The organism is Pseudoalteromonas sp. SR44-5 (genome assembly GCF_014163675.1).
GTDB lineage: Bacteria > Pseudomonadota > Gammaproteobacteria > Enterobacterales > Alteromonadaceae > Pseudoalteromonas > Pseudoalteromonas rhizosphaerae.
Genome location: NZ_JACJDT010000072.1, coordinates 1 through 11986 on the forward strand (window position 1 = coordinate 1; position 11986 = coordinate 11986).

General features: G+C 38.2%; 7 protein-coding genes and 1 pseudogene. 4 read left to right on the plus strand and 4 right to left on the minus strand.

Features of this window, described 5'->3' with window-relative positions:
• Nucleotides 1-1021: 1021 nt before the first annotated feature.
• Nucleotides 1022-1351, minus strand: coding sequence for a hypothetical protein (locus H5154_RS21725; protein ID WP_182719586.1), 330 nt, complete (start codon nt 1349-1351; stop codon nt 1022-1024).
• A gap of 628 nt (nt 1352-1979) precedes the next feature.
• Between H5154_RS21725 and H5154_RS21730 the strand changes: the two genes are divergently transcribed.
• The 3 genes from H5154_RS21730 to H5154_RS23865 all read left to right on the plus strand — a co-directional run bounded on the left by H5154_RS21730 (nt 1980) and on the right by H5154_RS23865 (nt 5106).
• Nucleotides 1980-3014 carry a hypothetical protein gene (locus H5154_RS21730; RefSeq protein WP_182719587.1) on the plus strand — a complete coding sequence of 345 codons (1035 nt, stop codon included), beginning with the start codon at nt 1980-1982 and terminating at the stop codon, nt 3012-3014.
• A gap of 268 nt (nt 3015-3282) precedes the next feature.
• Nucleotides 3283-4809: a winged helix-turn-helix domain-containing protein gene (locus tag H5154_RS21735; protein ID WP_259398584.1), complete on the plus strand. Its 1527-nt coding sequence runs from the start codon at nt 3283-3285 to the stop codon at nt 4807-4809.
• A 15-nt stretch (nt 4810-4824) separates the two neighbouring features.
• The gene (locus H5154_RS23865; protein WP_259398585.1) at nt 4825-5106 is read left to right on the plus strand and encodes a hypothetical protein; all 282 of its coding nucleotides are present in this window, start codon (nt 4825-4827) and stop codon (nt 5104-5106) included.
• 70 nt (nt 5107-5176) lie between these two features.
• Here the strand turns inward: H5154_RS23865 and H5154_RS21740 are convergent, their stop codons facing one another.
• Together H5154_RS21740 and H5154_RS21745 are read right to left on the minus strand one after the other, a co-directional pair.
• Nucleotides 5177-6838 (minus strand): SUMF1/EgtB/PvdO family nonheme iron enzyme, encoded by a 1662-nt coding sequence (locus tag H5154_RS21740; protein WP_182719588.1) that lies wholly within the window; start codon nt 6836-6838, stop codon nt 5177-5179.
• A gap of 457 nt (nt 6839-7295) precedes the next feature.
• Nucleotides 7296-9464, minus strand: coding sequence for a PKD domain-containing protein (locus tag H5154_RS21745; protein WP_182719589.1), 2169 nt, complete (start codon nt 9462-9464; stop codon nt 7296-7298).
• Nucleotides 9465-10499: 1035 nt separating this feature from the next.
• Between H5154_RS21745 and H5154_RS21750 the strand changes: the two genes are divergently transcribed.
• Nucleotides 10500-11339: a glycosyltransferase family 8 protein gene (locus H5154_RS21750; RefSeq protein ID WP_182719590.1), complete on the plus strand. Its 840-nt coding sequence runs from the start codon at nt 10500-10502 to the stop codon at nt 11337-11339.
• A 174-nt stretch (nt 11340-11513) separates the two neighbouring features.
• On the opposite strand, the pseudogene H5154_RS21755 reads toward H5154_RS21750, so the two are convergent.
• Nucleotides 11514-11986, minus strand: a pseudogene (locus H5154_RS21755) (chitodextrinase); the annotation flags it as partial.

Below are 11986 nucleotides of genomic sequence, written 5' to 3' on the forward strand. Positions count from 1 at the left end.
GTTGGTCAGGAAAGTCACGAGATTGGTCAATGATAAACGAAGTAAATTTGAATCCTGAGAAAAAAGAAGAAATGCGGGCGGCATAAAATTTAACTTGAGGCGACAACTAACTTGAAAAACTCCGTAACTCGCTAACTTTTGTCGTGATAAATCTGCGACCTACATGAAAAACCTTATTCAAGGTTTTTTGCCAGATTGCTGGCGGCAACCAAGGGGCGGCTGCCGCCGACCGCCCCTAGGAACCCCACGGCGCCCCGAGCATCACGCTTAATCCTTCAATGCACAATTGATGTGAACGTAAACGCCGAAGATAGGCCGACTTTCACATTCATGTACGCTTCCCAGTTCGGCCATCCATGGCCTCTCGTTCAAAGCTGCGCTTTTCACTCATGGCCTAGTTTCGCCTTATCGCGCATTGCCTACATGGATGTAGGTACTTAGGATTTATCGGGAACAAAATCATGCTATGCGCGATATTACTCATCAATTGCTTATTTTCAGGGCGTGATGATGAGGGAAGGGTGTTAAACGCCAGATTGGTTTTTGGTCTTGGCAATATGCAAGACCTAGCCCCACGGTTTCCAGTCATAGAAAAGCACACTGCCTTTATGCACCTAATTAAGAATTACATTGTTTTGAGTGTTTTTTAACTAATTGATAATATTTAATAAGTGGATATAAGAAGATTAAAGCAACAAAAAATATGATGTTAGAAAATAACAACATTTCACTTCTAGTATAACCTCCAGCAGTAAACTCATAATAAAGCGCCAAAAGAACAGCTGTTATTTGAGCGTATATAATGAGTAACCAAATGATATGATGTAAAATATAACGTTTATATATAATACCTAAACATGCGCCGATAGTAAGAGTATCAAACGTAAATGTAAGACAACTCAGCCATGCTGGCTGAATTTTTTGCAAGCTTATATTGAAAAAGGAGTTATAGATGTCATAGCCTGTGGTAAGTAAAAGTAATAGGAGAAACAAGTACCAAAATATATTGCTTTTCATAGTATCAATACCAATAACCATAAGGTATATCGTTCGGATTTTTTGGTAGCTTTAACCAACCTTCACTGTCATCTATGTATCGTTTAGTAAAGTTTCTTCTTATCGCACCTGCTGGCGCAAGGTTTGCTAGTATTTTTAATAAATTGGTAGATTCATTTGAGCTGCGGCCATAAGTTTGAATCGTAAGTTTTATGGTAGGGTAAACTCTAGTATATGCTTCATTTGCATCTTTATGATTACCGATGAACTGGCGATATACGAAATGGCCTACTGAAGCGATTCTACCGGCAATACCTACTTTTTTCACAACACTCATTTCTTTTGATGAGCTCATAACTTTCCTTGTTCCTTTTTTGACCTATGCTGAAGTTCGATATTCTCACTTTTTTTTTGTAATGTAAACGAACAATTTTTTAAGGCTATGGGGCTTTCTGTTTATAAGCAGTTAACGCAAACGCGAAGATAGTCCAGACTTTCACGCTCCCCAGTTCGGCCATCCATGGCCTCTAGTTCAAAGCTGCGCTTTTCACCCATGGCAAGTCACGGTTTTCATTTCATTGCCTACATGGATGTAGGTACTTAGGATTTGTCGGGAACAAAATCCTGCCATGAAATGAATTACTCATCAATTACTTATTTTCAGTGCGTGATGACGGGGGAAGGGTTTTAAACGTGAAGTAGGTGTTTTGTCTTGGCTAAATACAAGAGCTGAGCTTGTGCGCAGTGACTCCAAGCATTCAAGAATACTTGACCGAAAGTTTTTGTTGGCAAGTTTTTATATTCTTGATATTTATAGGTTTTATGCTTTTATAAATTATGATGTTTTTATAGGATAGATAAAGTGGAAACTTTCCAGCTTCTATTTCGCAGTTACCTTTTATTGACCTAAAGTTTGTTGAATTAAGTCAATGTGTAAGTACTAATTTAGGCTAATTATCAGCCATTAGATAAGGATAGAATAAATGGATTCAATGCTCGAGTACTTGGGCTGGATATTTCTTATTATAACCCTTTTCATTATAGGAGGGGTTTTATTCAGGTGGTATAGAGAGAGTAAACATAAAAAAGGATTTGATTATGGGGCGATAATTGCCGTAATAATACTTTGCTTATTCAGTAGTGTTAGCTGTTTTTACTTTTCTCGATTTAGTTTTAGTTTGGCAGAGCCTTTGGATAAGTGGGTTGATGCTGCAACTTACTTTAACAATGCCTTAAACCCAATTTTATTAATCGTTACGATAATATTGCTCTACAGAACATGGAAAACGAGTAAATCAGAGCTTGAAGAAACTAGAAACTTAGTAAGTACCCAGCTTCTTCTTGAGCAATCTAATCGCCTCAGAGCTAGCTGTGAAAAATTGCAAAGCGTGATTAAAGCATCAATTAATAAATACGGTTTATTAAGCTCAGCTGTTTTATATTCATTTGAAAGAATGATTAATGAAATAGATCAAGGTGACAGTAAAGCTTTTATAAAAAATAACAGTTATAAGCAAAAGGAGGGAGTTGAATCTAGTTCTGAACTATTTACATCAGTACTCAGTCTCATTGAATCAGCAGATCTTAGTCATTACCTAAAAGACCCTGAGTGCAAGACTTTTTTAAAGCATGAATGTGAAGAGCTCGAGTATTTAAAAACCTTTGAAGACTTAATATCTGTGTTTGTAAACAAGCCTACTTCGGATGAAATTAGCTGCTTTAGCGGGATAGTTCTATTGAAGTGCTTGGATGATCTAAGAGGAGATGCTGTAGATTCCCTTTATTTATTTAAGGAATATGAAACATTGTATTATTTTAATTTGATTGCAGATGAGCTAGTTATGTTATTTGATTTGGCTAAGGATAGTGCTCAGAGGAAGTTAATAGAATCTTCTTATATTAGAACTATAAAGCTCGTATTCAACGAAAAGCAGTTAGATAACCTATGCTATATAAGTAATCGTGATGATCTTTTAGAGCTGCTGAAAATTAGTAGAAAGTGTGGTTTTCAATTATAAACCCTTCATATACCAATGGTTCACTTATTAGAAAGTTCCGGTCAAGCAGGCTGCAGTGTTTACTTGATCTTTTTATTCAAAAAAACATGTGTTTTTAATTTTAAACTCAATTTAAATATGACTACGCACCTAGCGCCTTCAACCGAAGTCACTGCCATAAAGACTAAAGTGATTTTTTACTATATGATTGGAAATCATACATTCTTCATTGGCACATAAGCTTATGTGGATAGACAAAATCACTGAATGAGCCATTATAATAAAAACAATGCGTTATATATTTGATACTTTTGAGTTTGATAGTACCAGTTTGGTACTTAAAAATAATGGTCAGGATTTGGCTATTCGACACAATGACGCCAAAGTGCTTAAGCTGCTTTTGCAACATTCAGACACTGTATTTAGTAAAGACGATATTTTATCGCAGGTGTGGCAAGACAAGGTTGTGAGCGAGCAGGCTGTTTTTCAAAGCATTAGTAATTTAAGAGGGCTTTTTGGTAGCCATGCAATTAAAACCTTTTCAAAACGAGGTTATCAATGGCAACTCAAAGTTGATGCAACCCATAGTGATACTGAAAAAGCGCCAAGCACTGAAAATTCAAATGTAGCAGAGCAGCCAACAGCGGCTTTAGCATTCCCACACCAGCGCAAAAAGTGGCTAATTATGGCGTTTACGGCGCTAACCCTTTTTGCTATTGCGTTGATGTATTTAATCGCCAAGCCATCAGGTAAAGTTAATAGCACTGTTATTAAAATTTCTTATATCCCGCTTAGTACTCATTCAGACGCGCAGCGTGTCAATCTTAGTGATAATGAACATTTTGACTTTACTGAAATACCTCATTTAAATACTGCTTATTTTCAAGTTTCAGCCGATTATGAATATCCTCAATTGGCCAGTGAGCACCCGTTGATTTTATCAGGCTCTATGAGCACTTATAATGAAAAGACGTATATTGATTTTATTCTAAAGGGCCCTTTTGCTGATTGGCGCGGCCATGTGTTGGGGGCTGATCAACGCGATGCTACAAAACAGCTTTTAAGTCACTTACAGAATCCAGTTATTTATAACCTACTCAATGAAGCGCAAGCCCCAGCAGTTAAGCAAGCAAACTTAGCTATTGCTCACCAACAAGCATCTAATGATCTTATTATTCTTAGCCAGCTCACCGAAACTTATTTAAGGATGGGAGAGTTTGAAAAAGCGCTGGTGATGGCAAGTAAACTTGAAAAAGCGGCTATTTCACAAAAAAATACCCAATATGTGGGGAATGCTTTACTCTTTCAAAGTGAAGTATTAACACGAAAAGAACTATTTGATTTAAGCGCCTTAAAGCTGGCAAATGCGATAGAACAATTTAAAATAATTAATGATTTACCTCGACAAGCCGACGCTTTGATTGCACAGTCGTGGATAGATCACAATCAGGCAGATTATAACGCCATTAAGCATAGTCTGCTTACATCAGCCAAATTAGCCTTTGAGGCTCACGATAAACAACGTGAGCTTGATGCTTTAACTTACTTATCTGTGTTGGCGCATAAAAATAAACAAGAAGACGACAAATACCTTTATTTAAGAGAAGCCGAAAGTAAAATGAAGGCTTACCAATTTCCTAGCTATCACTTGGCTATCATACCGTTTCACTATGCTATTTTTACTAAGAACCTCGAGGATAAAGAGCCTCATTTAAAACAAGTAATAAAACTAGCTACATTGACGCCTGAGTTTTGGGCTGCACGAACGAGTCGTAGGCAATTAATGAAATACTATATAAGTCAAAACCGCCTGTAAGACGCACAAGTACTTATGACAGGTATTACATTAGATAGTGCAGATAACTCTTACTTGAAAACGTTGTTAGCAGATGCGCAAAACGATACTGATGCATTTATTAGTCACGCAGAGCGTACTTTTGAGCAAGCACAATTGTCGGGTAATCTTCGTCTTAGTTTAGACATCGCACTATTGATTTGCGGCTCTGACAATACCCAAGTAAATTATGATTTTTATTCTCAATATATCAATGAAAAAGGCAGTGACTATTGGCGACGGATAAATGAGGAGAAGCTGACGTCTTTGAGTTTATGAATTGTACTAAGCGCTTACTTAAAAACGTAAAAGGCAGCAATAGTGCTGCCTTGACGCTTTATTAAATAAGCTAATTCTGTTTGAAGTTAACCCAGTTTAGCTTCCAGTTTTTATCACGTGATTGTATCGTCAATTTATTTTTCCCTTTGTTTAAGTAAATGGTAGCGCCTGATTGGGTTTGCCATTGATGATATCCACCCGTGCTTGTTACCTTTTCTGTGGCTAGCTCTTCATCATTCACTAATATTGCAAAGCCTTTTGTATCATCAGGAGCTGCTACTCGGTAGCTAAGCGAATAATGCCCTGATTTTGCGACCTCTAACTGATAGCTCATTATCGCCTTGTCACTTATGCCGCCTTGGCCCGTTAAATTGAATTTACCATCGATATCTGAGGTTCTTCCTACGGAGGATCCGGTAATCTCACTTGCTGATTCGGCTTCTAATCTTCCAGGTATTTGTACCCAAGGTGCTCGTGTTTTTACCGTGTTACTGTAATTACTTTGTTGATGACGCCTAACGGCTACAACCGTGTATTCATATTGATGGTTATCGATATTGGCATCTTTAAATATTGTTTCTACTATGTTTGGTGCTAATAGTTTAAATGTGCTGCCTATCGCTGAGTTCCTGTAAACACGATAACTTTCAATATCTGTTTGTTCGCTCTTGTCCCAGCTTAAAGTAACAAGACCTTGTTGTTGTTTTATGGTTAAATTAGTGACCGTGTCTGGGTAGGGTAAAACCGCATCACGCCTTAACCCTTCACTGTGTTGCGCTATTTTTAGCGTTTTTTTAAACTGCTTGGTGTTGCCTCCCATTGCAGGGGCTGCGCCATCAAGTGCAATCCTAAATCCTTCTACTGCACCGATAAAGTCTTTACCCATGACGCCTCTTTCACTAACCGCAAATGTATTCCAATGCCAGCTACCACCTCGTGCTACGCGGAATTCACAATTCTCATCTGTCCATGGTTGGCCATTAGTGGGGGCATTTTTATAGTTTTTTTTGTAACAGTCAGCAGTAAATTCAACCACATTACTAATCATGTCATGTAGACCAAATGGATTTGGTTTATACATACCAACGATGCTTGCATAAGCTGAGTGATCAACACAGTTTGACTTACCATTGAAGAAGTTAACATAGCTGGTATTGGTATCGCGTTGTAGTATATTTTCGCCCGTTAAATCAGCCGTATTCTCGTATTCACAAACGAGAGTTTGGTCGGGGTCGTCACCAAAATAATATTTACTGTTTGTGCCTGCTCTTGCTGCGTATTCCCATTCAGCTTCACTGGGCAGGCGATAAGGGCGACCTGTTTTCTCAGCCAACCATTGAACGTAAGCATTAGCCGATTTCCAGCCAATACAATTAACGGGTTGAAAGTCACTGGTGTTGAGCGAGTTGTTTTCCCATGTGCCTGCTGTTGCTCCATAATTAAACCAGCCATTTAATTGATGGATGCATTTAGTCGGCATGTCATAGCCAGACTCTTTAACAAAGTGACGAAACTCTCTGACGGTTACTTCATATTTTCCTAAGCTAAACTCGGGTAGCGCTACCTTATGAACAGGCTGGGCATCTTTTTTATCTATATCGCCCATCTGAAAAGTACCCGCAGGTATCGTGACCATGATGGGTTCAATCAAACCACTGGTACTTTCATTTGCATAAACTGCAGGGCTATTAATCGACAAGAAGAGAGGAATTATTAATTTATTTATTTTCATTTAGTTTTCCTTTTTAATGAGAGAGTAATAGTGGAAAACTAAGCAATAAAAATCTTATAAAAAATCTAAATGGTGGAAAAAATAGAAAAAACCTAGATGATTTTTTGATTAAAAGCTACAACTCTTTGTTTAACCAGTAAGAACTTAACTTCATATATCAAAGGTCTGGATTTATAATTTACCTATAGGTTGGATCTTAAGAAAATTTGAAGCTGAATGCTGAACAAAGCGACAAAGGGGTTAAGTTCTGAGGGATCGCCTTGATCCCCTAAGCACATTACTTTTGATAAGACATTCCATGTCGCGTTTGTTAACATTTATCTTGGCGTATGTATTCGGTGTAACGTTTTTTAGCGAATTCAATTACACCGTATTTTTTGCTGTTTGTTTTTTATACCGGAAAGTTCAGCACGCTCTCGTATAAATCGCTCTCTTCAATAAGATGTATTAACCGAATTTACTGCCAACTCACACTTAAATCTAGCGCTTCTCCTATACTCGAAGAACAAGGGCCAAAAACGGTATAGTCACCAATAATTCTCATAAATTTAGCCTGACGACTATTTGGCAGCGTTGATAAATCGAGTGTAGTATTAAGGCCATAAGGTTGCCCCTCTTCGACAAATTTATCGACGACAAGCTCATTAGCCTCATCACCATAAATTCCATTATCGTTGAGGTCAATCCAGACTTTCCATGAGGTAGATCGCTCTGTTACTCCAGTATCTCCTTGAATGTTGATGATAGTATTACTGGGATTTATCAGCTCTATCGGCATTTGGGTATAGTCCCATGCTGTTGAGTTATAATTAATGTCGTTGCCACCAATAGAAACATGAGTGATGTGCTTATCGACGCTAGCTGAGTTTATTGAGCAATACTGATCTGTTACCTGAATAAGCCGTTCAAAGGTATCTTGATCATCGGATTGATCAGTTACTGTCAACTTAATTAGGTAACTTCCTGATTCTGCGAAGATATGCTTAGGGCTGGCTTCTGTTGAAGTTTGACCATCGCCAAAATCCCATAACCATTGAACGACTTGATTCGTTGAGCGGCTATCATCGGTAAACTGAGTGCTTAATTTAATTTTATCTGCATTAAAATGGCTGAGCACTCCTTGGTCATAAAGTTTTATCTTTACCACCTTAAAAGCTTCAACGACATCTTCTTCAGATAAGCCAGCAACACCTGCTTGTTGTTTAATACATTCTGCAGCTTCAGTTAGTGTGGTCAACGCACTCCAACAGACCTTGGCTGAATTTAAATACACTTTATAGGTAGGCTCTATGCCCCATTGATTTGATAGTAAATAAAATGGATAAGTGATCATACCAATGCGTAAATAGAAATTATCACCAGCCTCTTCATAATCAAGAAAACTATCAATGGCGCCATTCTCAGTTTTTATCTGATCGAGATGACGAATAAAACCGCCATTCTCTTGGCCGTGAATCCAATTATCTGAATGTCCCGTAAACTCATATTTTGCCATTACACCTGATATATCGCCAAAGGCTTCGTGTAAGGTACGAGCATCAGTACTAATTTCATGATCGAATTGATTTAAATCAGACACTCTATTTAAAACCCCATGGCCCACTTCGTGCGCAATGATGTCAAGTGAAGCCATAGAGTAAAATAACGGATACGCATCACCAAAGTTGGCATATGCACCATCCCAAAAGGCGCCTTGTTCATATTGTTGACCATAGTGAACACGGATTCTAATTTTGTCTTCCAGTGGCGGCTCCCCAAGGTATTTAACAAAGCTATTGTAAACGAATGTGCCGTAAAACATGGCGTCATTAAGCGTTGAATATGTCCAGACCCCAGTCTCATCATAAATCATATCTTCGGAATGTGTCGGCTGCGTATCACATAAAAATGAATAAGGAGGGAAAGCATTCTCATTAACGTCGTTAGGGAACTTATTGCTATTATTACTCTCCCCAGCTTCATCCTTAGTATTATTCATATGAGTAATGCTGACTAAACCATTATCAAAGATACATAATCCACCTTGCTCTTCTGTGCGCTGAATTGAAATTTTCTTGCGACCTACGCCATAATCCCAAGTGTGAACTTTATTCCCCCCAGGCCCCGATAATTCAGCATTACCTATGAAATCATGAAAGGGAATAAGGGTACCTTTTGTGGCCTGTCCAATGGTGTTTACCGGCAAAAGCAATAGCGCATTGGTATTTGCAGGTATACTTGTATCCTTTGGAATATCAAGATGATAAACCGCTTTATCCATAGTTTTTAACCACGCATCGCCCTGTTTATTTCCTTGCTCATCTACCCAATAAACCCACACAGACTCAACTTTAGCGGAGTCACTATCAATAACTTCAGGGGCGACAATTGTTACGATGCCAGATAGTTTGCCAATAGAACTATCTTGATCACGAAAAAACGCATGTAATATTTGATTCGTTGGCACTTCAGTAACAGGGTTTAGCTGTTCTTCAATTGGCGGCTGTTTAATTGCAGGAGAGTCAGAGCTGCCGCCGCCACACGCAACAAGAAATAAAGTAATAAATATAGAGATACATTGTTTAAATCGAATAAGATTTAATTGGATGAGATTTGACGGCAATAAAAGTGATTGAAAAAAAATCATTGGCTATCCTTAGTCAATTGGGTGGGTAAAAACAATATAAATCAACGTTATATGAGTTTATTTTGGTTTTTTACCATTAAGTTTACACTCTAGAACAAATACGCTATTTTTTCAATTTATTTGGCTAAATTATAGACTGTAGAGTGTAAGTAACTTTAGGTTTGGGTTAGCCTATTTATTATCCAAAGCTAAGGTTAAATAACCCCATTAGTTGAAGAATAATGTCACAAGGGCGAATAGACTACTGGTTAAGAGCATGCAGTATCGCGTACCTCCCAAATGTTTGTTCGCCTAGTCAACGTTCGCTATCGCGTACTCAATCTGGCTTTCGCAAAGAATTGTACTGGGCAAAGTCGCACAATACTCGCCTGCTTGCTCGAGTCCGATACGTTGAGTATTGCGTGATGTCTAAGGGAACCCCAAAATAATTATTAACGGTCCTTTTTCAGGTGTGTCGTACCGCGAAACCGGCTGGTATAATGCTAGCCATCGTTTCGTGCGGCTTGAGCCACAGGACTTTAAAATCCGTGTCCATCACAATCACGGGTCGGCAGTCACTTGGCAGGATCAGTTTGTGCATTAAAAAAATTGTTTTTTGTACTTTTGGATAATGGTGCTAAAAGCTGAACGTGCTTTCCCGATAGGGGGCAAAGAGCGAGCTTTACTGAACCGTCGGTCAATACATTTAGTATCATGTTTTTCAGTTGTTTTTGAATTTAAATAGCGAGCGATATAAGTTAAGGTGCATTGCTGACAGTGCAAAAGAGATTTAACGGCAGCGACTAAAGTATTAAATCTAGCTTTATGGATTGGGTTGGGGGTGACAGCGCGGAGTATATTGTGCAAAATAGTAAAGCATTCATGGTCTTTCGTGCTGTTTTTTAGCGGTTCATAAAATCACAAAACACCATGATTGTTCCCGTACTCCCTAAATTTTCAATACTATTAGTTCATTGATATATAAGGCCAATTCTTGGGAAACTTTTGGGTATTAGGATAAAATAAATAACTGAACAAAGGACTCTGAGATAACGCATGAAAAAAGCCATATTTACCCTTGCCATTGGCGATAACCCAATGTATCAAGCCGCAATTTTGAGTTTTAAGCATTACGCCGAAAAAGTCGGTGCAGATTTAATAATATCTGACCAATTGCACTATCCGATAAAGATCGAAAACCCAACATATAATGCAAGCCCTGCGTGGACAGAAAAACTGAGAATAGGTGAGTTGCTCGAAACATATGACAGAGTGCTCTACGTAGACGCTGATGTTTTAATTACACCTCATGCTAGAAATGTTTTTGACCTTTATACCGATTTGCAAACTGCTTATTGGTTTGATGAAGGTATTATTCAAGAGCGTGAGCAAGATGTCGCAATGGTATGTGATGCGCTTGGAAAAGTCGACTGGCCGCTCAAGAGTAATCGACCTATTTATTACAATGCGGGTATCATTCTGACGTCTAGCCAATGCCCACTTTTTAAAAAGACTACGCTCGATGATTTACACAAGGTTTGTAATAAAATAACGCATTATGACCAGAGCTATTTCAATTATACACTCCATAAAAATGGCATCGCACATAGCTCATTTGACAAAGCTTTTAACCGAATGGATATGTTTGGCAAAGAAGGTTACTTAGATGCTGACTTTATTCACTACGCAGGTAAAGGATACGCCAAAAATAGTCGGCGTCGTGATATACAGTTTTTAAAAGATTTTGCCCAGCTATATAAAGGGTTGGTATCTGAGAGTGAAATTGAACAACTCAAAGATAAAGCGTGGGATAACTTTTTAAGCACGGTATACGCCAAATATCCGCTGCCCAATTGGTTAATTGAGCTATGTAGCGAGAGATGCATTGATCGCTAGTTTTTTATAAAACTGTGTTTATTTTGTTTTTGATTTGTTGGTTCTTTGTGCATAACATTCTGCGTGTTGATATGAAGAACCAAACTACTCACCCATTATTGGCTTTTTGCTGATTGTCGGGATACATCTGCGACCGGCATTAAATTAGTCAGACTTTAAATAAATATAATTTAATCATTTTATGTCCTCCTTAAGGATATTGCAGTCTTGATCAGCACTTCGATGAAAACCGTCATCCCAAGCAATATAGTCACTAATTTTATTTTGGCTTTTTCGGTTAGCGTAAGCTCTATCTATCGTATTAAAGTATAAAACTTCGGGTTCTCTAAAGTGTGGGTGTGAATTTTGTAAATATTGAACACAGTAGCTTATGTTGAGCATATCCAAAATAATCTGCTTACCAATCTCAGTATCTAAATTTGGTATACGGCCCTGCTCTATATCAATAATCAGTTGTAATGTTGAAGCGGCACCTAAACTAAAGGTGATGAGCTGTGGAGAATCAAACTTTTCATACACATAGCGCTCATAATCGTCGCGGATACCGTTGTCATTTTGATCAACACCGTCCAGCGTTTTATAGTCGTCAGGGTGTTCAGGTGGTAAATCTGGGGTTTGGTAAAATAAATCTTTAATTTTTTGCCAAC

Coding starts and splice junctions, on each gene's coding strand:
- H5154_RS21725 (WP_182719586.1), bottom strand. CDS start 1,351: ATGAGCTCATCAAAAGAAATGAGTGTTGTGAAAAAAGTAGGTATTGCC.
- H5154_RS21730 (WP_182719587.1), top strand. CDS start 1,980: ATGGATTCAATGCTCGAGTACTTGGGCTGGATATTTCTTATTATAACC.
- H5154_RS21735 (WP_259398584.1), top strand. CDS start 3,283: ATGCGTTATATATTTGATACTTTTGAGTTTGATAGTACCAGTTTGGTA.
- H5154_RS23865 (WP_259398585.1), top strand. CDS start 4,825: ATGACAGGTATTACATTAGATAGTGCAGATAACTCTTACTTGAAAACG.
- H5154_RS21740 (WP_182719588.1), bottom strand. CDS start 6,838: ATGAAAATAAATAAATTAATAATTCCTCTCTTCTTGTCGATTAATAGC.
- H5154_RS21745 (WP_182719589.1), bottom strand. CDS start 9,464: ATGATTTTTTTTCAATCACTTTTATTGCCGTCAAATCTCATCCAATTA.
- H5154_RS21750 (WP_182719590.1), top strand. CDS start 10,500: ATGAAAAAAGCCATATTTACCCTTGCCATTGGCGATAACCCAATGTAT.